This window comes from uncultured Nostoc sp., assembly GCF_964245445.1.
Classification (GTDB): Bacteria; Cyanobacteriota; Cyanobacteriia; order Cyanobacteriales; family Nostocaceae; genus Nostoc.
This window is the reverse complement of sequence record NZ_CAXTNE010000042.1, coordinates 6837-26469: the sequence shown is the minus strand read 5'-3', so window position 1 is coordinate 26469 and position 19633 is coordinate 6837. Positions and strand designations below refer to the sequence as shown.

At 44.5% G+C, this 19633-nt stretch carries 31 protein-coding genes; 29 read left to right on the top strand and 2 right to left on the bottom strand.

Annotated elements, in window-relative coordinates; translation table 11 throughout:
- The first annotated feature begins 286 nt into the window (after nucleotides 1-286).
- On the top strand, nucleotides 287-1051 hold the full coding sequence (locus ACFE90_RS10230; RefSeq protein WP_375500089.1) for a DeoR/GlpR family DNA-binding transcription regulator: 765 nt from the start codon (nucleotides 287-289) through the stop codon (nucleotides 1049-1051).
- 115 nt (nucleotides 1052-1166) lie between these two features.
- On the opposite strand, the gene ACFE90_RS10225 is transcribed toward ACFE90_RS10230, so the two are convergent.
- On the bottom strand, nucleotides 1167-1709 hold the full coding sequence (locus ACFE90_RS10225) for a DUF3172 domain-containing protein (RefSeq protein WP_375500087.1): 543 nt from the start codon (nucleotides 1707-1709) through the stop codon (nucleotides 1167-1169).
- Between the two features lie 557 nt (nucleotides 1710-2266).
- Between ACFE90_RS10225 and ACFE90_RS10220 the strand changes: the two genes are divergently transcribed.
- Together ACFE90_RS10220 and ACFE90_RS10215 are read left to right on the top strand one after the other, a co-directional pair.
- The gene (locus ACFE90_RS10220; RefSeq protein ID WP_375500085.1) at nucleotides 2267-3094 is read left to right on the top strand and encodes an ABC transporter permease; all 828 of its coding nucleotides are present in this window, start codon (nucleotides 2267-2269) and stop codon (nucleotides 3092-3094) included.
- Between the two features lie 4 nt (nucleotides 3095-3098).
- Entirely contained in the window at nucleotides 3099-3260 is a 162-nt protein-coding gene (locus ACFE90_RS10215) for a hypothetical protein (RefSeq protein WP_375500083.1), read from the top strand.
- A gap of 35 nt (nucleotides 3261-3295) precedes the next feature.
- Here ACFE90_RS10215 and ACFE90_RS10210 read toward each other — a convergent pair whose 3' ends face one another.
- On the bottom strand, nucleotides 3296-3772 hold the full coding sequence (locus tag ACFE90_RS10210; protein ID WP_375500081.1) for an NAD(P)H-quinone oxidoreductase subunit N: 477 nt from the start codon (nucleotides 3770-3772) through the stop codon (nucleotides 3296-3298).
- Nucleotides 3773-4728: 956 nt separating this feature from the next.
- Between ACFE90_RS10210 and rplC the strand changes: the two genes are divergently transcribed.
- From rplC to rplQ, 26 genes are all read left to right on the top strand, one after another.
- Nucleotides 4729-5361, top strand: a complete 633-nt coding sequence (rplC, locus tag ACFE90_RS10205) for a 50S ribosomal protein L3 (RefSeq protein ID WP_229483392.1) — start codon at nucleotides 4729-4731, stop codon at nucleotides 5359-5361.
- Between the two features lie 135 nt (nucleotides 5362-5496).
- Nucleotides 5497-6135, top strand: coding sequence for a 50S ribosomal protein L4 (gene rplD, locus ACFE90_RS10200; protein WP_375500079.1), 639 nt, complete (start codon nucleotides 5497-5499; stop codon nucleotides 6133-6135).
- On the top strand, nucleotides 6128-6442 hold the full coding sequence (locus tag ACFE90_RS10195; protein ID WP_375500077.1) for a 50S ribosomal protein L23: 315 nt from the start codon (nucleotides 6128-6130) through the stop codon (nucleotides 6440-6442). Before rplD ends, ACFE90_RS10195 begins: the two co-directional genes overlap by 8 nt.
- 154 nt (nucleotides 6443-6596) lie before the next feature.
- Nucleotides 6597-7460, top strand: coding sequence for a 50S ribosomal protein L2 (gene rplB / locus ACFE90_RS10190; protein ID WP_375500075.1), 864 nt, complete (start codon nucleotides 6597-6599; stop codon nucleotides 7458-7460).
- A 142-nt stretch (nucleotides 7461-7602) separates the two neighbouring features.
- Nucleotides 7603-7881 carry a 30S ribosomal protein S19 gene (gene rpsS / locus ACFE90_RS10185; RefSeq protein ID WP_012410721.1) on the top strand — a complete coding sequence of 93 codons (279 nt, stop codon included), beginning with the start codon at nucleotides 7603-7605 and terminating at the stop codon, nucleotides 7879-7881.
- A gap of 191 nt (nucleotides 7882-8072) precedes the next feature.
- Nucleotides 8073-8429 carry a 50S ribosomal protein L22 gene (gene rplV, locus ACFE90_RS10180; RefSeq protein WP_375500073.1) on the top strand — a complete coding sequence of 119 codons (357 nt, stop codon included), beginning with the start codon at nucleotides 8073-8075 and terminating at the stop codon, nucleotides 8427-8429.
- Nucleotides 8430-8483: 54 nt separating this feature from the next.
- Nucleotides 8484-9266 carry a 30S ribosomal protein S3 gene (rpsC, locus tag ACFE90_RS10175; RefSeq protein WP_375500071.1) on the top strand — a complete coding sequence of 261 codons (783 nt, stop codon included), beginning with the start codon at nucleotides 8484-8486 and terminating at the stop codon, nucleotides 9264-9266.
- Nucleotides 9267-9375: 109 nt separating this feature from the next.
- Entirely contained in the window at nucleotides 9376-9801 is a 426-nt protein-coding gene (gene rplP / locus ACFE90_RS10170; RefSeq protein WP_012410718.1) for a 50S ribosomal protein L16, read from the top strand.
- Between the two features lie 3 nt (nucleotides 9802-9804).
- Nucleotides 9805-10032 carry a 50S ribosomal protein L29 gene (rpmC, locus tag ACFE90_RS10165; RefSeq protein WP_375500069.1) on the top strand — a complete coding sequence of 76 codons (228 nt, stop codon included), beginning with the start codon at nucleotides 9805-9807 and terminating at the stop codon, nucleotides 10030-10032.
- A 6-nt stretch (nucleotides 10033-10038) separates the two neighbouring features.
- Nucleotides 10039-10287: a 30S ribosomal protein S17 gene (gene rpsQ, locus ACFE90_RS10160; protein WP_100901244.1), complete on the top strand. Its 249-nt coding sequence runs from the start codon at nucleotides 10039-10041 to the stop codon at nucleotides 10285-10287.
- Nucleotides 10288-10333: 46 nt separating this feature from the next.
- On the top strand, nucleotides 10334-10702 hold the full coding sequence (gene rplN / locus ACFE90_RS10155) for a 50S ribosomal protein L14 (RefSeq protein WP_069070772.1): 369 nt from the start codon (nucleotides 10334-10336) through the stop codon (nucleotides 10700-10702).
- Nucleotides 10702-11055 carry a 50S ribosomal protein L24 gene (rplX, locus tag ACFE90_RS10150; protein ID WP_100901245.1) on the top strand — a complete coding sequence of 118 codons (354 nt, stop codon included), beginning with the start codon at nucleotides 10702-10704 and terminating at the stop codon, nucleotides 11053-11055. Before rplN ends, rplX begins: the two co-directional genes overlap by 1 nt.
- A gap of 97 nt (nucleotides 11056-11152) precedes the next feature.
- Nucleotides 11153-11701, top strand: coding sequence for a 50S ribosomal protein L5 (rplE, locus tag ACFE90_RS10145; RefSeq protein WP_375500067.1), 549 nt, complete (start codon nucleotides 11153-11155; stop codon nucleotides 11699-11701).
- Between the two features lie 20 nt (nucleotides 11702-11721).
- Complete coding sequence (rpsH, locus tag ACFE90_RS10140) at nucleotides 11722-12123, top strand: 30S ribosomal protein S8 (protein WP_109011927.1); 402 nt, start codon at nucleotides 11722-11724, stop codon at nucleotides 12121-12123.
- Between the two features lie 86 nt (nucleotides 12124-12209).
- Entirely contained in the window at nucleotides 12210-12758 is a 549-nt protein-coding gene (gene rplF / locus ACFE90_RS10135) for a 50S ribosomal protein L6 (protein ID WP_100901247.1), read from the top strand.
- 2 nt (nucleotides 12759-12760) lie between these two features.
- Nucleotides 12761-13123: a 50S ribosomal protein L18 gene (rplR, locus tag ACFE90_RS10130; RefSeq protein ID WP_099101131.1), complete on the top strand. Its 363-nt coding sequence runs from the start codon at nucleotides 12761-12763 to the stop codon at nucleotides 13121-13123.
- Nucleotides 13124-13232: 109 nt separating this feature from the next.
- On the top strand, nucleotides 13233-13760 hold the full coding sequence (gene rpsE, locus ACFE90_RS10125) for a 30S ribosomal protein S5 (protein ID WP_109011930.1): 528 nt from the start codon (nucleotides 13233-13235) through the stop codon (nucleotides 13758-13760).
- A 187-nt stretch (nucleotides 13761-13947) separates the two neighbouring features.
- Nucleotides 13948-14391: a 50S ribosomal protein L15 gene (rplO, locus tag ACFE90_RS10120; protein ID WP_375500065.1), complete on the top strand. Its 444-nt coding sequence runs from the start codon at nucleotides 13948-13950 to the stop codon at nucleotides 14389-14391.
- A 74-nt stretch (nucleotides 14392-14465) separates the two neighbouring features.
- Nucleotides 14466-15776 carry a preprotein translocase subunit SecY gene (secY, locus tag ACFE90_RS10115; protein ID WP_375500063.1) on the top strand — a complete coding sequence of 437 codons (1311 nt, stop codon included), beginning with the start codon at nucleotides 14466-14468 and terminating at the stop codon, nucleotides 15774-15776.
- A gap of 2 nt (nucleotides 15777-15778) precedes the next feature.
- Nucleotides 15779-16333: an adenylate kinase gene (locus ACFE90_RS10110; RefSeq protein ID WP_375500061.1), complete on the top strand. Its 555-nt coding sequence runs from the start codon at nucleotides 15779-15781 to the stop codon at nucleotides 16331-16333.
- 195 nt (nucleotides 16334-16528) lie between these two features.
- Nucleotides 16529-16753, top strand: coding sequence for a translation initiation factor IF-1 (gene infA / locus ACFE90_RS10105; protein WP_006276978.1), 225 nt, complete (start codon nucleotides 16529-16531; stop codon nucleotides 16751-16753).
- Nucleotides 16754-16869: 116 nt separating this feature from the next.
- Nucleotides 16870-16983, top strand: coding sequence for a 50S ribosomal protein L36 (rpmJ, locus tag ACFE90_RS10100; protein WP_015129703.1), 114 nt, complete (start codon nucleotides 16870-16872; stop codon nucleotides 16981-16983).
- A gap of 114 nt (nucleotides 16984-17097) precedes the next feature.
- Nucleotides 17098-17478: a 30S ribosomal protein S13 gene (rpsM, locus tag ACFE90_RS10095; protein ID WP_104906411.1), complete on the top strand. Its 381-nt coding sequence runs from the start codon at nucleotides 17098-17100 to the stop codon at nucleotides 17476-17478.
- A 54-nt stretch (nucleotides 17479-17532) separates the two neighbouring features.
- Complete coding sequence (gene rpsK / locus ACFE90_RS10090; protein WP_069070761.1) at nucleotides 17533-17928, top strand: 30S ribosomal protein S11; 396 nt, start codon at nucleotides 17533-17535, stop codon at nucleotides 17926-17928.
- A 327-nt stretch (nucleotides 17929-18255) separates the two neighbouring features.
- On the top strand, nucleotides 18256-19203 hold the full coding sequence (locus ACFE90_RS10085; protein ID WP_229483380.1) for a DNA-directed RNA polymerase subunit alpha: 948 nt from the start codon (nucleotides 18256-18258) through the stop codon (nucleotides 19201-19203).
- Between the two features lie 32 nt (nucleotides 19204-19235).
- Nucleotides 19236-19586, top strand: coding sequence for a 50S ribosomal protein L17 (gene rplQ / locus ACFE90_RS10080; protein WP_100901254.1), 351 nt, complete (start codon nucleotides 19236-19238; stop codon nucleotides 19584-19586).
- The last annotated feature ends 47 nt before the right edge of the window (nucleotides 19587-19633 follow it).

The window sequence follows — 19633 nt, the reverse complement described above, 5'->3', positions numbered from 1 at the left end:
ATTGAATAAAAAACAATTTGAACAGAGGGAATGCGCCATCGCACTACAAAAAAAATTGTTAAAACCCCAATGGGCAACAATTATCCAAGCTCAAGCTAACCACTCAGAACCATTGTGGAACCGTGTGATTTTATCAAATGCCAAAATCAATACATGCAATTGTGCATGAATGTGCTTGAATTCAATTGAAGTTACGGATTACCGTACAGAGACTTGCATATCAATAAGTATAAACTCACAAACGTGCAATTTCAAGTTAAAAAACGCAATTTCAGGAAAATTAATTATGCTAACTGCTGAACGACGACAATTCATCTTAGAAATTCTGCGTCGTGATAAAAAGGTACTTTCGACAGAACTTAGTGCTGTTCTCAAGGTTTCTGAGGATACGATTCGGCGCGACTTGCGAGAATTGGCAGAAACTGGACTTTTGCAACGCGTTCATGGGGGAGCGCTGCTCAAATCTCCAGCCACCGCTAGTTATGCTGATCGCCAAAAGCAAGCGCCAAAAGAAAAGGAAGCGATCGCTCGGACAGCAGCCAAATTAGTTTGTACAGGACAGGTGGTGATTTTAGATGGAGGTACAACAACTCTCCAAGTAACCCGTCATTTACCTTTAGATTTGCACGCAACAGTGATCACAAATAGTCCGCCAATCGCCGTTGCTTTAGCAGAACATCCCCATATAGAGGTTGTGATGTTAGGTGGACAACTCTACAAAAAAGCCTTGGTGAACGTCGGTACTGTCACAATTGAGACATTACGGATGATTCGTGCAGATTTGTGCATGTTGGGAGTTTGCAGTTTGCATCCAGAAGTTGGGATTAGTGTACCTAACCTAGACGAAGCGCACGTCAAACGAGCGATGATTACTGGATCGGCTGAGGTAGTAGGATTAGTAACAGCAGAAAAATTAGACACGGCTGCTCCTTATCTAGTGGAGTCCATTCATGCCCTGACTTATCTAGTAACTGCACCGACAGTATCTAATAATATGCTGAGTGCCTACAAAGCTTTAGGTTTGACAATTATACGTGATGAGTACGAGTGATTTGATAAAGGCAGATGCGATCGCTAGGGACTGGGGATTGAACAAGGGAACAGGGTACAGATTATTCCCTGTCACCTCTTCCCTAACCCCAATTCCCAAACCCCAATTCCCAAATCTAAAATCTGTCAGTTTCTTGAGGTGTTCCAACTGCTCCTGGTTGAGCCGTAAAGAAGTTTTGAGCAGCTTCATTCTGATATATACACCTAATATCAGGTTTGTCACTGTCCAAATTACCTGTAAAGCCAAAGGTGTTCAGGCGATTTTTGCACTCATTTACCTGATCAGATGTCACCAACTTGCGGTTCTCTAAAAGCGCCCAGTTATTTTGTCGGATTACGCATCCAGGACGCATACTCGGCTGGGCAACATAGACATTGAAGGGGTTGAGAGTGACGAACAGTCTAGCGTCCATCACCATCGCGCTGGCTCCGTACTGTACACAAATTTCAGGATTTGGTGCTTTGGTGTCGATGAATTCACGGGAAGCCACATTTGATGGGGCCAACGTGGTTGTAGAACTAAAAGCAATGCCAATCCCAATTCCCAAAATCAACACCCCTCCCATAATTGCGATGGTGAAGAGGTTAAACATAGGGGATTGGAAAATAGAGGGTTTAGAAGAAGTAGTAGCCGATCTACCAGTAGGTTTACGTCTCATTGTTGCTTAATCACCTTCACGCCGATTTGGAAGGGAGTGGTCTAAAGTTTTCTCCCTCTTTCAGTATGCCTATTCTTAACTGTAATTGTCTGCAAATTTTTGGGCAGTATTCTTCTTAAATGATAAAAATAGTAACTTATCTAGATATCTAGACAGAATTTTAACCTTCTCGGTTATTGTTTCCATCTTGAAGAATTGGTGAATCTTTTTATTTATTTGCCGATTAAGGAATTGTTTTTACCTTAGTGATGCTTCACATGCAAATCATAGAGCAACTGTTTTTAATTTCTATATTTTATTAAACAATTATAGCATATTTTTGATATTTATCAGATAGTCTTGATTCAATTTGCACAAATCATGCAATCAGAATGGTTGAATTATCTAGCTTTTTATTTGTAAGTTTGCGAAAAGTCTGAGCAGAGGAAACCTGTGCTTATAACTTTCAAAGATGAATTTTTCGTATTGTATGAAATATTTTTGTTACCCCTAGTAATTGATATGTCAAACGATGTAAATTAAAGTTTAAGAAAGTTTTAATAACTAATTAGAAGCAAGTGGCATCTCAAAAAGCGTTATTCTCAAGCAAGAAGTTCAAAACTTCGCAACTTCAAATCCTTCTAGCTGATAGTCTGACTATTTTTTGGGGAGATTGGTTAGATTTACGTGTCAGAATCGTACAAGTTGCTGCATCAGGCTTAATATCCCCACTGATATATATTTTAGCTTTTGGCTTGGGTTTGGGTAGTTCCATCAAACCAGGCTCAGGGATTAGTGGTAACTATAACAACTATTTGGAATTCATATTACCGGGGATGGTAGCGCTATCGTCGATGACGATTAGCTTTGGTGGAACGACATTTTCCATTTGTGGAGACAGACTATTTACCAAAACCTTTGAGGAATTGTTGTTAACTCCTATACATCCTTTAGCGTTACATATCGGAAAAATGTTGGCGGGAGTAGTACGAGGGTTGATGACATCGGCTTCGGTAATTTTGGTAGCGGTGCTGTTGACTGGAAACTGGAATTTTCTCAACCCACTATTTCTATTATTGGTAGTGCTGAATTGTTCGGTATTTGCTGGGTTAGGAGTGATTGTTGGTTTGAGTGTGCGATCGCTCGAATCAGTTGGACTCTACAACAACTTTATAATTATCCCCATGTCATTTTTAGGGGCAACCTTCTTTGACCCTGGTACATTACCAGCTGCCCTCAAAGTCGTAGTTTACCTGTTACCACTCACCTACGCCAGCATCGGACTGCGTGCGGCTGCCCATTTACCCTTGTCTCAGTTTCCTTGGTACAGCATACCGATTTTGCTAGTAATTGCGATCGCTCTTTCTCTCTGGGGTGCTTATAGATTCGCTCACCAACAGGATTAAAGTCTTGATTACAACCTGTGCTTTAACTGTTGAACGGTTTCATCAGATGAACGTTAAGCAAATTCCTCTAGATACAGCAATTACTAACAAGGCTTCACGGCGGTTATTTGCATCTTGTGGTTTGCGACCCAGCATTATTGAAATGCTGATTGAAGTTAGTCATTAGTCATGAGCAAATGACTAATGACTAATGACAAAGGACTAACTAGCTAAGAGAGTTTTTTCTAAAGAAGTCCAACGGAAGGCGCGATCGCCACCCCTCTCAATGACTACTCTTACTCGTGGTTCTAGTTGAGGCAAATTCGTTAAATACTCAAGTTCCTCATTGGAAAGAATATGCCCTTCAATAATCCATAAAACCAGCCCCTTTGACTTTGGTGGTAGCTGTTCTAGATGATAATTGATAATTGGGGGTAAGTAGTACACATGACCTACTGCCGCACCACTACCAGTGCTTTTTTTGCCAAGATGAGGAGGTCTGACTCCATGAATTCGTGTGAGATACGCAGCTATGTCGCCCAACCCCTTGGCGGTAATGTGGAGGGTAGTATAGCCAGCTGCGCGTAGTCGGCGCTGATATCGACCTTCATAACCCCCTTCCAGAGGTACATACACGCCAAGAGCGCCAAATTTTTCCAGATCGCGCATTAAACCGTTGCCAGTGGTAATTAGTGCCATAGATTTTCGTATTATCCCACTTAGATATCTCTATTATTTACCCTGAACCGATAGATTAAAAGCATTTTTTTGGGCATACAGCATTGTGCATTGGGCAATAATCAATAGTTCTTCTTCCCCTGCTTTCCCCGCTCCCTACTCCCCACTTCCCAAAAATAACTCTATAAATTACTAGACAAACATAAATAAATAATTTATATTATTAGATTGTGACCAAAGACGCAAATTAGACTCCCTTCTTACTGTCATTTTGAGATAGTGTTAGCATCAAAAGCTGATGACTCAATCCAATTTGGATAATCTAACTCAGATTGATCATAGACTGGTAAACTAAGAAAGCTTTCAGGTCAACATTGGAGCTTATGAACGAAGAATCAAAGCCAATCCTAAGCTCCAGAGTACATTTACTCCTGTGCCTCTGAAAAAGCAGGCGAAATCTTAAACAATAGTTTAAGGTGTTTAAGGAAGTGAAACTGAGCAGCAATGTTGGTTTCATGGCATTACGTCAGTCTCAGTTAACGGATACTGGGTGGTAAAAACCGCTTAAGTCCAACTGCAACACGGCAGTAGCCAATCTCCGGGAAGCCGTCTTATGGGCGTCTAAAAATCGGAAAACCCGCCGACAGCGCTGCCTCCAGAAAGTGCCAGAGCAATTGCTTGGACGAAAGCATTGCTGCACACAGCTTAAAGCTGTAGCGCCTTGCATTGATTCCAGAAGTTACTTCTTCCCAATAGGAAGAGACTTGTGGCTGTTCTGGTGATCTAGTGAGTGAAGCTAAACAGATTCACCAAGCAGTACGGACACGGTTTGTTGTGTCCGAAAGCATTTGGAGCGGTTTATTTAAACCATTCCAAATTTCGCAGGCTAACCCAACCCAGCCTAAACTGATGCGTACAAAGCGTGTCCTCTAGAGTCCAATTCCAAGGTCAGCAAGTAGAAAGGAGAACCAGTTACTGTGTCTGTAGGTATTCTCGGCACCAAGCTGGGCATGACCCAAATATTTGACGAAGCAGGAGTAGCTATTCCTGTAACTGTCATTCAAGCAGGGCCATGCACCGTTACACAAGTTAAAACTAAACAAACCGACGGTTACTTTGCCATTCAAGTTGGTTATGGCGAAGTTAAACCAAAGGCACTGAACAGACCACTACTGGGTCATTTGGCTAAATCATCTGCCCCAGCATTGCGTCACCTAAATGAATATCACACCGAAAGTTCTAGTGATTATGCTTTAGGTCAACAGATTAAAGCAGATATTTTTAGTGCAGGTCAAATTGTCGATGTAGTCGGCACAAGCATCGGTCGTGGTTTTGCAGGAAACCAGAAGCGCAACAACTTTGGTCGTGGACCTATGTCCCACGGTTCTAAAAACCACAGAGCGCCGGGTTCTATTGGTGCTGGTACAACACCAGGTCGTGTCTATCCAGGTAAGCGGATGGCAGGGCGTTTAGGTGGGAAACGCATCACAATCCGCAAACTGACCATAGTGCGAGTTGATGCAGAACGCAACTTATTGCTAATTAAGGGAGCCATTCCTGGGAAACCGGGCGCTCTAGTAAGTGTTGTGCCTGCAAAAATAGTGGGATAGTCAAAAGTCATTAGTCAAGAGTCATTAGTCATTGGCTAAGGACAAATGGCAAAAGACAAATAGACGCCACGTGCTTCACTTGGGGAGACCTCAAGACCGCAGTGGCTCACAAATGACAAAGGACAAATAATAAAGATGGTTGAAAGCGTAGTTAAAAATTGGCAAGGAGAACAGGTCGGCGAGACGACCTTCGAGTTGCGCGTTGCCAAGGAAGAAACAGCGTCTCATATTGTTCACCGCGCCTTAGTACGGCAATTGACTAATGCTCGTCAAGGAAATGCCAGTACAAAAACTCGTTCAGAAGTCAGAGGCGGTGGCCGTAAACCTTGGCGACAAAAAGGTACTGGTCGCGCTCGTGCAGGGTCTATTCGTTCGCCATTGTGGCGTGGTGGTGGTGTAATCTTTGGGCCAAAGCCTAGAGACTTTAACCTGAAGTTGAACCGCAAAGAGCGACGTTTAGCACTGCGGACAGCATTTGTCAGCCGCATTGACGACTTGATCGTAGTAGAAGAATTTAGCACTGAGCTATCTCGCCCGAAAACTAAAGAATTAGTGGCAGCCCTTACCCGTTGGGGAGTAGCACCAGAAAGTAAGTCACTGTTAATTTTGTCTGAAATTGCGGATACAGATAATGTTTATTTGTCAGCCCGCAACATTGAAAATTTAAAACTAATTGCAGCCGACCAGCTAAATGTTTTTGATTTACTGCACGCTGACAAAATTGTAGTTACGGCATCAGCCCTAGAAAAAATTCAGGAGGTCTACAGTGCCTAGCTTTGACCCCCGCGACCTTGCCGACTTAGTGCGTCGCCCAATCGTCACCGAAAAAGCGACTATCTTGATGGAGCAGAATAAGTACACCTTTGAAGTAATTCCAAAGGCATCTAAGCCAGAAATCAAGGCTGCGATCGAAGACTTGTTTCAGGTCAAGGTTGTAAAAGTCAACACCATCCTACCAGCGCGTAAAAAGCGGCGCGTTGGTAAATTTATTGGTTATAAGCCCCAATATAAGCGAGCCATTATTACCGTCGCACCTGGGGATGAAGACAAGATTAGACAAGTTCTATTCCCAGAAGTCTAAAAAAGTTGTGAGTTAAAAGCTAAGAGTTACTGAACTCAAAACTCAAAACTCAGCAACGCCACTTGCTTCAAGTCGGAGAACCCGCCCAACGCAGTGGCTCCTCAGCACGGGCTAAACGCCCCGCTATCGCTAACAGCACTCAGCACTTAAAAATATGGGTACTCGTTCTTATCGCCCTTATACCCCCAGCACTCGCCAAGTTACAGTTTCTGACTTTGCGGAGATCACAAAAACCGAGCCAGAAAAATCCCTAACTACCTCGAAGCATCGCGCCAAAGGTCGGAATAATACTGGGCGGATTACTAGTCGTCGCCGGGGTGGCGGACACAAACAACTTTACCGAATCATCGATTTTAAAAGGGATAAACATAATATTCCTGCCAAAGTCGCAGCAGTTGAATACGATCCTAACCGCAATGCCCGAATTGCCCTTTTGTATTACCAAGATGGCGAAAAACGGTATATCCTCCATCCCAACGGGTTGAAAGTTGGAACAATAATTATTTCTGGGCCTGAAGCTCCTTTTGAAGATGGTAATGCTTTACCTCTTTCAAAGATTCCCTTGGGTACTGGTGTTCACAACGTAGAACTGACTCCTGGCAAAGGTGGTCAAATCGTGCGTGCTGCTGGTGCTAGCGCTCAAGTTGTGGCAAAAGAAGGTAATTATGTAACTCTCAAGTTGCCTTCAGGAGAAGTCCGCTTGATTCGGCGCGAGTGCTACGCCACCATTGGGCAAGTAGGCAACACCGATGCGAGAAACCTGAGTGCAGGTAAAGCAGGGCGAAATCGCTGGAAAGGTCGCCGTCCTAAGGTTAGAGGTAGCGTCATGAACCCAGTGGATCACCCACATGGTGGTGGTGAGGGTAGGGCACCTATCGGTAGATCAGGACCTGTTACACCTTGGGGTAAACCTACATTGGGCGCGAAGACACGCAATCGCAAGAAACTTAGCAGCAAATTGATTGTGCGTCGTCGTCGTAAGTCTTCCAAACGCGGTCGCGGTGGTCGTGAATCATAGAATTTTAGATTTTAGATTTTGGATTTTAGATTGGGGTCTACTTGTGAAAATTGAAAATTTGTGAAGCTTGTTAAGACACCTAATTATCCAAAATCCGAAATTCTAAATCCTAAATCCTAAATCCTAAATCCTAAATTGAACTATGGGTCGTTCTCTAAAAAAAGGTCCTTTCGTTGCGGATCATCTCCTAAAGAAAATTGAAAAGCTCAACGACAACAACAGAAAAGAAGTTATTAAAACTTGGTCGAGAGCTTCGACAATTTTGCCTCTAATGGTAGGTCATACCATAGCTGTTCACAACGGACGCCAACACGTTCCAGTTTTTGTAAATGAACAGATGGTAGGACACAAGTTGGGTGAATTTGCCCCGACACGCACCTACAGAGGTCATGGAAAAAGCGACAAAAAAGCAGGTAGATAGTCATTAGTCATGAGTCATTAGTCATGAGCTGAAAGACCAATGACAAATAACCCTTTGGGTGACGCTCGTGCCTCGCTAACGTTGCGCTAACGCCAGTTACTCATGGGGGAAACCCCCGTGGCGCTAGCCTCTTCCTTTGGGAGAAGATCGCACTGGCTCACAAACGACAAATGACAAAATTGGAGAAAATTATGGCTACTAATACTACTGAAGTAAAAGCGATCGCTCGTTTTATCCGCATCTCGGCCTACAAAGTGCGTCGGGTACTCGATCAAATTCGTGGGCGATCATACCGTGAAGCATTAATCATCCTAGAATTCATGCCCTATCGCGCCACTGAACCCATATTGAAGGCTCTCAGAAGCGCTGCTGCTAATGCCGAACACAACGCTGGGTTAGATCGGACTCAACTAGTGATTACTCAGGCTTATGCCGATCAAGGACCATCGCTGAAGCGGTTCCAACCAAGAGCGCAAGGTCGAGCTTACCAAATTCGCAAGCCGACGTGTCATATTACTGTGGCGGTTGGAGCCGCCCCAGAAAAATAAGCTTTTTTTACACGAATAAATTGCGTAAAGTAAGAAATTTTAGAGGAAGCATTCGTGGGACAGAAGATTCATCCAGTTGGTTTTCGCCTGGGTATTACACATGAACATCAATCCCGTTGGTTTGCTGTTCCTGATCGCTATCCAGAACTTCTACAAGAAGATCACAAACTCCGTCAATACATAGACCAAAAGCTCGGTAGGCAGGCTCAAAACAACGCCGGAATTTCTGAGGTGCGGATTGAGCGCAAAGCCGACCAAATCGACTTAGAAGTACGTACAGCTAGACCAGGTGTAGTAGTGGGCCGTGGTGGGCAAGGCATTGAATCCTTGCGTACCGGACTCCAAGGACTGTTGGGTAGCAATCGCCAAATTCGCATTAACGTAGTTGAAGTGCAACGAGTTGATGCTGATGCCTACCTAATTGCCGAATATATTGCTCAACAATTAGAACGCCGGGTTTCCTTTCGGCGCGTAGTGCGGCAATCGATTCAGCGGGCCCAACGCGCTGGTGTTCAAGGTATTAAAATCCAAGTTAGCGGTCGGCTCAACGGTGCAGAAATTGCCCGGACAGAGTGGACTCGTGAAGGTAGAGTACCTTTGCATACCTTACGGGCTGACATTGACTACTCTTATTGCACGGCAAAGACTGTTTACGGCATTCTGGGCATCAAAGTATGGGTGTTTAAAGGAGAAATTATTCCTGGACAGGAAGAAACCCCCCTACCACCTGCAAGCCGCGAACGTGAACGCGATCCCCGCGATCGCGATCGTGAACCCCGTCGCCGTCAACAACAACGTCGTCGCCAGCAATTTGAAGACCGCTCAAATGAAGGATAAATCGTCATTAGTCATTAGTCATTAGTAAATGGCAGATGACAAATGACATAGACGCCCTTTGGCGGCTTCCTGTAGGGTAGGACAAATGACAAATGACAAGTAACAAACCATGTTAAGCCCTAGAAGAACTAAATTCCGCAAACAACAGCGCGGACGGATGGAGGGACTAGCCACCCGTGGTAGCACCCTCAACTTCGGTGATTTTGCACTCCAAGCGCAAGAACCTGCTTGGATTACCTCCCGGCAAATCGAGGCTTCTCGTCGGGCAATGACCCGTTATATTCGTCGGGGTGGACAAATCTGGATTCGGATTTTCCCTGATAAACCTGTAACCATGCGTCCTGCTGAAACCCGGATGGGTTCCGGTAAAGGTAATCCAGAGTTTTGGGTAGCTGTAGTCAAGCCAGGACGAATTTTGTTTGAAATCGGTGGGGTTTCTGAAGAAATCGCCCGTGAAGCTATGCGTTTGGCTTCATTTAAACTGCCTATAAAAACTAAGTTTATTGTGCGCTCTCAACCACAGGAGCAGGAGTAGCTTATGCCTCTTCCCAAGATTTCAGAAGCAAGAGAATTAAGTGACGAAAAACTTTCTGAAGAAATTGTCGCGATCAAAAGACAACTATTTCAGTTGCGCTTGCAAAAAGCTACAAGGCAATTAGAAAAGCCTCACCAGTTCCGGCAAATGCGACACCGCCTAGCCCAGTTGCTAACGCTAGAAACAGAACGCAAACGGGCAGCAAGTCAATTGGCTAAAGAAGAAAAGTAGGAGATTATGGCAGTTAAAGAACGAGTTGGCTTGGTAGTGAGCGATAAAATGCAAAAAACTGTGGTAGTAGCCATAGAAAACCGCGCTCCTCACCCCAAGTACGGGAAAATTGTGGTTAACACCCAACGATATAAAGTTCACGACGAAGAAAATAAGTGTAAAGTAGGCGATCGCGTTCGCATTCAGGAAACAAGACCCCTGAGCAAAACCAAGCGCTGGAAAATCACAGAAGTCCTGAACGTCAAACCTACTTAAACCTCATCGTTGTTAGAAACTAACAACATCACAAGGGAGAATAATCGTGATTCAACCCCAGACTTACCTGAATGTCGCAGATAATAGCGGTGCCCGTAAACTAATGTGCATCCGCATTTTAGGCGGAGGCAACCGTCGTTATGGTTTTATCGGCGATAAGATTATTGCCGTTGTCAAAGATGCTACACCTAACATGGCTGTCAAAAAGTCTGATGTTGTGGAAGCAGTAATTGTTCGCACTCGTAAAGCTGTATCTCGTGACAGCGGCATGAGCATTCGCTTTGATGATAACGCTGCTGTGATCATCAACAAAGACGGTAATCCTAGAGGCACACGGGTTTTTGGCCCAGTTGCACGGGAACTGCGCGATAAAAACTTTACCAAAATCGTTTCTCTGGCTCCGGAGGTGCTTTAATGGCAACCAAACAGGGTACACCCAAAGTATTCCACAAAATGCATGTCAAAACTGGTGACACTGTCCAAGTGATTGCTGGCAAAGACAAAGGAAAAGTTGGTGAAATTATCCAGGCACTTCCCCAACTGAGTAAAGTCATCGTCAAAGGTGTCAACATAAAAACCAAGCACGTCAAACCCCAGCAAGAAGGGGAATCAGGGCGGATTCTCACCCAAGAATTCCCGATTCATAGCTCCAACGTGATGCTTTATTCCACTAAGCAAAACGTTGCCAGTCGTGTTTGTTATACCTTTACATCAGAAGGGAAAAAAGTCAGAAAACTCAAGAAAACTGGCGAAATTCTGGATAAATAGTCATTGGTCATTAGTCATTAGTCATTAGTAAAAAGACAAAGGACAAAGGACAATAAAAGTTCCCTGACCAAGCCCAGGGATATCAGGACAAAAAACTATGGCGACAACAAGACTCAAAAGTTTATATCAAGAGACAATCGTCCCCAAACTGATCAATCAGTTTCAATATACCAACGTTCATCAAGTACCGAAGTTGGTAAAGGTTACTATTAACCGGGGTTTGGGTGAAGCAGCTCAAAATGCGAAGTCCTTAGAGGCATCCATCAACGAAATTGCTGTGGTAACAGGTCAAAAACCAGTAGTGACACGGGCGAAAAAGGCGATCGCTGGCTTTAAGATTCGTCAAGGGATGCCTGTGGGGATCATGGTTACTCTCAGAGCGGAACGGATGTATGCCTTTTTCGACAGATTAGTTAGTTTGTCATTACCCAGAATTCGAGATTTTCGTGGCGTTAGCCCTAAAAGCTTTGACGGACGCGGTAACTACACTCTGGGTGTGAGAGAACAGCTAATTTTTCCAGAAGTCGAATACGACAGCATCGATCAAGTACGTGGGATGGATATTTCCATCATCACCACAGCAAAAAACGACGAAGAGGGACGCGCCTTACTTAAAGAATTAGGAATGCCCTTTCGCGATCAATAAGTTCATCTATAGAGGGAACGATGGCGGCTAACGACACAATTGCAGATATGCTGACGCGCATCCGCAATGCCAACCTGGCGCGGCATCAAACTACACAAGTGCCAGCTACAAAAATGACCCGGAGCATTGCCAAAGTGCTACGGGAGGAAGGCTTTATTGCTGAAATCGAAGAAGCAGAAGAAGGGGTAAAACGCAATCTAGTGATTTCCCTGAAATACAAAGGTAAAAACCGTCAGCCTCTGATCACCGCCTTAAAGCGAGTGAGTAAGCCTGGCTTGCGTGTTTATTCCAACAGAAAAGAATTACCAAGGGTACTAGGCGGCATTGGCATTGCCATTATTTCTACATCCAGTGGTATTATGACTGACCGCGAAGCGCGGCGTCAGAACTTGGGTGGCGAAGTGCTTTGTTACGTTTGGTAGTCATTGGTCATTAGTCATTTGTCATTAGTCATTAGTAAAAGACAAAGGACAAAAGGCAAAGGACAAATAACAAAGGACAAAAAGTCATGTCTCGTATCGGTAAACGTCCAATTACTATTCCCGCCAAAGTTCAAGTGGCAATCGATGGTACGAATATTGTGGTGAAAGGCCCGAAAGGAGAACTTTCTCGCACTCTCACACCTAATGTCTCACTCTCTCAAGAGGGAGACATATTACAGGTAAATCGTCGGGATGAAACTCGTACCTCAAAGCAACTGCATGGCTTGAGCCGCACTTTAGTTGCCAACATGGTCGAGGGAGTTTCCCAAGGTTTTCAGCGCCGTTTGGAAATTCAAGGTGTTGGTTATCGGGCACAAGTTCAAGGGCGTAACCTAGTTTTGAATATGGGTTATAGCCATCAAGTGCAAATTGAACCACCAGAAGGAATTCAATTTGCTGTAGAAGGTACCACTAACGTCATTGTCAGCGGCTATGACAAAGAAATTGTAGGCAACACAGCCGCCAAAATTCGTGCCGTTCGTCCACCAGAACCTTATAAAGGTAAAGGCATTCGCTATGCCGGTGAAGTGGTCAGACGGAAAGCTGGTAAGACTGGTAAGGGTGGTAAGAAGTAGAAATGAAACTTACTCGTAGAGAATCAAAAAACCGTCGTCATCGACGCGTTCGTGGCAAAGTTATTGGCTCACCAGAACGTCCGCGTTTAGCGGTATTTCGTTCTAATGAGCATATTTACGCCCAAATAATTGATGATACTCAGCATCAAACCATCGTGGCAGCATCGACTGTAGAACCAGAACTGAAATCTAGTTTAGCGTCATGTGCAAACCGCGATGCATCGGTGCAAGTTGGCAAGTTGATCGCAGTGCGATCGTTAGAAAAAGGCATCACCAAAGTAGTATTTGATCGCGGTGGAAACTTATATCATGGTCGTGTCAAAGCATTAGCTGATGCAGCACGCGAAGCTGGTTTAGATTTCTAAAGTCATTGGTCATTAGTCATTGGTCATTAGTCATTGGACAAATGACAAAGGACAAATGACAAAAGACAAATGACATAAAGACAAATGACGTTCACCAGAGCACCAAATTATGGCAACAGAGCGTAAAAGTAGAACAAAGCGTGCCAAAAAAGAAGAAACCACTTGGCAAGAACGGGTTATCCAAATCCGACGCGTAAGTAAAGTGGTCAAAGGTGGTAAAAAACTTAGCTTCCGAGCCATCGTTGTTGTCGGTAACGAACGGGGTCAAGTTGGTGTCGGAGTAGGCAAAGCCTCAGATGTAATTGGCGCGGTCAAAAAAGGCGTAGCCGACGGCAAAAAACACCTCATTGATATCCCCATCACCAAATCTAACTCTATCCCCCATCCCATTAATGGTGTCGGTGGCGGTGCGAAAGTGATGATGCGCCCAGCCTCACCTGGTACTGGGGTAATTGCTGGTGGTGCTGTGCGGACTGTGCTGGAATTGGCAGGAGTTCGTAACGTCTTAGCCAAGCAACTTGGCTCTAACAATCCGCTCAATAATGCTAGAGCCGCAGTCAATGCCTTATCTACACTGCGGACTCTTTCTGAAGTCGCTGAAGATCGGGGTATTCCTATTGAAAGTCTCTACATCTAATTTAGTCATTAGTCATTGATCATTAGTCATTAGTAAATAACAAAAGACAAATGACAAATGACAAACGCCCCTGCGGGTGACGCTCCTACGTCGCTACCGCTTCGCTAACGCCAGTTACTCATGGGGGAGACCCCCAAGACTGTACTGGCTCACAAATGACAAACGATAAATGAGAACTTGATAATTTATGAGAATCAATGATGTTAAGCCGCAAAAAGGCTCAAAGAAACGCAAGCGCCGTGTAGCTAGAGGTATTTCTGCGGGTCAAGGTGCCAGTGCTGGTTTAGGTATGCGAGGTCAAAAATCTCGTTCTGGTAGTGGCACTCGTCCAGGTTTTGAAGGTGGTCAACAGCCATTGTACCGCCGCTTACCTAAGCTGAAGGGCTTTCCGATTGTTAATCAGAAGATTTACACTACGATTAATGTAGAGAAGCTAGCCTCCCTTCCTGCTAATACGGAAGTAACTTTGACCTCCTTGAAAGCCGCAGGTATCCTGACTGCTGTCAAAGGGCCATTGAAAATTTTAGGTAACGGAGAATTGAGCATTCCGCTCAAGGTACAAGCGGCAGCTTTCACAGGTTCAGCTCGTAGCAAAATTGAGGCAGCTGGTGGTAGTTGTGAAGTCTTATGAGTGAGCCGGAACAGCGCACTTAAATGGAAGCCAACTCGCTGTCAGCGCCTGGTTCACTATAAAGGTAGCACTCTATGATCAGTCGAGATAAAGCCCCAACGGCTCAAGAAACTTTTATGCAGATGGCGCAAGCAGCTGGCCTCAGAGGTAGGCTGCTTGTCACTGTCGGTATTTTAATTTTGGTTCGCCTGGGTATCTTCTTACCCGTACCAGGGATTGATAGACCTAGATTTGCCGAAGCCATATCGGGCAATAATTCCATATTCGGCTTATTGGATATATTTTCCGGGCGAGGACTTTCGACTTTGGGAGTATTTGCTTTAGGGATTTTGCCCTTCATTAATGCGTCTATTATCATCCAATTGCTCACCGCAGCGATTCCATCTTTAGAAAATTTACAGAAAAATGAAGGCGAAGCAGGTCGGCGAAAAATATCGCAAATTACCCGCTATGTCACTGTAGTTTGGGCAATTCTACAAAGTACAGCTTTTTCGGCATTATTCCTCCAGCAATTCGCCTTAAAGCCAGGGCCAATCTTCGTAGCTGAAACTGCGATCGCTCTGACTGCTGGTTCCATGTTCGTAATGTGGGCATCAGAACTGATTACAGAACGTGGCATCGGTAATGGTGCATCCTTGTTGATTTTTGTCAACATTGTCGCGTCATTACCAAAAGCTTTAGGCGATACCATCGACTTGGTACAAGTAGGTGGTAGAGAAACAGTGGGCCGTGTAATAGTGCTGGTCTTAGTTTTCCTAGCAACAATTGTTGGTATTGTGATTGTACAAGAAGGAATGCGCCGCATCCCAATTATTTCGGCTCGTCGCCAAGTAGGTCGGCGAGTATTGGCAGAACAGCGTAGCTATCTGCCTCTGCGGTTAAATCAAGGCGGCGTGATGCCAATTATTTTTGCTGCTGCCATCCTCAGTTTGCCACTGCTGATCGCCAATTTTACTAAAAATGCCGATTTGGCAAATATAGTTAACACTTATTTGAGTCCAAGCGGTTCTAGCTCCTGGGTCTATGCCCTAGTCTACATGATTTCCATAGTTTTCTTCAGCTACTTCTATTCTTCGTTGATTCTCAACCCAGTAGATGTGGCGCAAAACTTGAAGAAAATGGGTTCTAGTATTCCTGGAATTCGTCCCGGCAAGGCAACTAGCGAGTATATAGAACGCGTGTCCAATCGACTAACTTTTTTGGGTGCAATCTTTTTGGGCTTGGTTGCTATTATCCCCACCGCCGTGGAAAGCGCTTTGAATGTGAAAACTTTTCGGGGAATAGGTGCTACCTCTTTGTTAATTTTAGTTGGTGTGGCAATTGAGACAGCTAAACAAGTCCAAACTTATGTCATCTCTCAGCGCTATGAAGGAATGGTGAAATAATAGTGACGCGATTAATCTTCTTGGGGCCACCTGGAGCGGGTAAAGGAACACAAGCTCAAACTTTGGCTGAACACTTGAGTATTCCCCATATTTCTACTGGTGAAATCTTAAGACAAGCCATGAAAGAGCAAACTAATTTGGGAATCAAGGCTCAAGCTTATGTTGATAGCGGCGAGTTAGTACCCGATCAGCTAGTGCAGGACTTGGTACAAGAGCGCCTCAGTCAACCAGATGCCAAAAATGGTTGGATTCTTGATGGTTTTCCCCGCAAAGTGACCCAAGCAGGTTTTCTAGAGAAGTTACTCCAAGAAATACATCAGAGTGGTGAAAGGGTAGTCAATCTAGATGCACCAGATGAAGTTGTGATCGCACGTTTGCTAGCTAGAGGACGAAAAGATGATACCGAAGAGGTGATTCGTCGTCGTTTAGAAGTGTACCGCGCTGAAACTGCACCTTTAATTGATTATTACGGCGATCGCAAAAAACTTTTAACAGTCAATGGTAATCAGTCCCAAGAAGATGTCACTGGTGAACTGCAAAAGGTAATTGCTTCCTGAAAGGGGAGTAGGGAATAGGAAATTCACTAGTACAGACGCGATTAATTGCGTCTCTCCCCACTCCCCATGCCAAGAAAAAGATCAATTTTAGCTAAGATATATTAATAAACTGTTGATATATTTCTTAAAGTGTGTTCTTTTGCAGATAAAGTGCTGCAACTGAACACGAAATTGTTGAGTTGAGGAAAAAACAAATTGTCTAAGCAAGATTTGATTGAAATGGAAGGCACGGTTACAGAGTCCCTGCCCAATGCGATGTTTCGCGTTGACTTGGACAATGGCTTTAACGTGCTAGCTCACATTTCCGGCAAGATTCGCCGAAATTATATCAAGATTTTGCCCGGCGATCGCGTCAAGGTAGAGTTAACTCCTTACGACTTGACCAAAGGCAGAATTACCTATCGACTACGAAAGAAGTAAGTATATGTAGAGAATTTTACCATAAAACCATTTTTTGGCTGTTTGCTAGTCATCGAACTGGATTAATTTCCCTAAAAATGCTATAATTTTATATTTGGAGTCAAAAAATAAAAGGCATGAAAGTTAGAGCCTCAGTCAAGAAAATTTGTGAAAAGTGTAACGTGATCAAACGTCGTGGTCGCGTCATGGTGATCTGCGTGAACCCCAAGCACAAGCAACGTCAAGGATAACACTCTACCAACAGAGTGAGTTGTAACACGCATATGATCATTAAAACGAAAAGACGCGACTAATCACGTTTTTTCAACCAACAGTAATTGCGAGAACAATAGGGAGAGTTCATTGTGGCACGTATTGCCGGAGTAGACCTTCCACGCGATAAGCGCGTCGAGATCGGTCTAACTTACATCTATGGAATTGGTTTATCACGTTCTCAAGAAATTATAGCGGCTACTGGTGTAAACCCAGACACCCGCGTTAAGGATTTAAGTGATGCCGATGTGACAGCCCTACGAGGGGAAATAGAAACCAACTATCAAGTTGAAGGCGACTTGCGGCGCTTGGAGTCTTTGAACATCAAGCGCTTAGTTGACATTGGTACCTACAGAGGTCGTCGTCATCGCATGGGCTTACCAGTTAGAGGACAAAGAACTCGCACCAATGCCAGAACCCGTCGAGGCAGAAGGCAGACAGTGGCTGGGAAGAAGAAGGCTCCAGGGAAATAATTTTGCAACGCTTGCTAATCCGAGCAAGTTTTACCTTAAATCAACTAAACAAGTATGGCGAGACAACCAACTAAAAAAACCGGGAGCAAGAAGCAGAAACGGAATGTACCCAGTGGGATGGCCTACATCCAGTCTACTTTCAACAATAGCATTGTCACCATTACCGATCAAAATGGAGATGTCATCTCCTGGGCTAGTGCTGGTTCTAGCGGTTTTAAGGGAGCAAAAAAGGGAACTCCCTTTGCAGCGCAAACTGCTGCTGAAAGTGCAGCCCGTAGAGCCATTGATCAAGGAATGCGCCAAATTGAGGTAATGGTCAGTGGGCCAGGAGCAGGTAGAGAAACCGCTATCCGGGCACTTCAAGGAGCAGGGCTGGAAATTACACTCATTCGGGATATTACCCCCATTCCTCACAATGGTTGCCGTCCACCCAAGCGCCGTCGAGTTTAAACACCAACACTTGGGCATTTAGGACGAGAAGCTACAATAAAAGTAAGTAAAATTACTTATAATGAGCAGTTGAGCGTCTAACGTGGAAATTGTCATTGTGTGAAAGCTTGGGTGACCAAAAGTTCGTCAGATTTCACAGAGGGAAAGCTGTTAAACTTCGGTAACCCAAAATATTACTAGCGCCTGCAAGCTGAATGGGTGTGTCAAACTATATCGTAGTTTTATACTAATAGTTTGATATACCTATATATCTACAGGGCATAAATTCAATTCGGGAGGCAATTGATTTGTCTGCTAGCAGCACCTTAGAAAAAGGGAGGCTCATCCGTGGCGCAGTTTCAGATTGAATGTGTAGAGTCTAATACTGAAGAAAGTCGGAACCATTACAGTAAATTTGTTCTGGAACCTCTAGATCGTGGTCAAGGAACAACGGTTGGCAACGCACTGCGGCGAGTTTTACTCTCCAACCTAGAAGGTACAGCAGTTACAGCAGTGCGGATTGCAGGCGTTTCACACGAGTTTGCTACAGTTCCGGGCGTGCGGGAAGATGTACTGGAAATCCTCATGAGAATGAAGGAAGTTATCCTAAAAAACTATTCCTCGCAGCCCCAAATTGGTAGGTTACTCGTTAGCGGGCCAGCAACAATCACTGCGGCGCATTTTGATTTGCCTAGTGAAGTAGAAGTCATCGATCCGACCCAGTATGTAGCCACCATCGCTGAGGGTGGAAAGCTGGAAATGGAATTTCGGATTGAGAAAGGTAAAGGCTATCGCACTGTAGAGCGAGGACGTGAGGAAGCCACATCGTTGGATTTTCTGCAAATCGACTCAATATTTATGCCGGTGCGAAAAGTCAACTATAGTGTTGAAGAATCTCGTGGGGAAGGCTTGATTCCAAAAGACCGACTGCTGTTGGAAGTTTGGACAAATGGCAGTATTTCCCCCCAAGAAGCACTATCTTCGGCCGCTGGTATCTTGGTAGATTTATTCAACCCGTTGAAAGACATCTCCCTAGAACCAACAGACACAGGTTCAGAGATTCCAGACGACCCAACTGCCCAGATACCCATTGAAGAGTTGCAACTTTCTGTGCGGGCATATAACTGTCTGAAACGGGCACAAGTTAACTCTGTGGCAGATTTGTTGGATTATACCCAAGAAGACCTCTTAGAAATTAAGAACTTTGGGCAGAAATCAGCAGAAGAAGTCGTGGAAGCTTTGCAGCGACGCTTGGGCATCACCCTGCCAATGGAAAGAGGCTCTAAACACCCTTAAGAAAAACCGTTCATAATTCATAGTGCATAATTATGCGTCACCGTTGTCGCGTCAAAAAACTCAGTAAACCAGCCGATCAACGCCGTGCTTTATTGCGATCGCTCGCCACCGAGCTGATCCGTCATGGTAAGATCACCACCACTTTAATTAGAGCGAAAGTTCTCCGAAGTGAAGTGGAAAAAATGATTACCCTAGCTAAAAATGGCTCCTTGGCAGCACGCCGGGAAGCTCTTGGCTATATCTTCGACAAACAACTGGTTCACGCTCTATTTGAGCAAGCTCCTACTCGATACGGCGATCGCCAGGGCGGTTATACCCGCATCCTGCATACTGTACCGCGTCGGGGCGATAATGCAAAAATGGCAATAATTGAATTGGTTTAAGTCATTGGTCATTGGTCATTAGTCATTGGTCATTAGTGAATAACAAA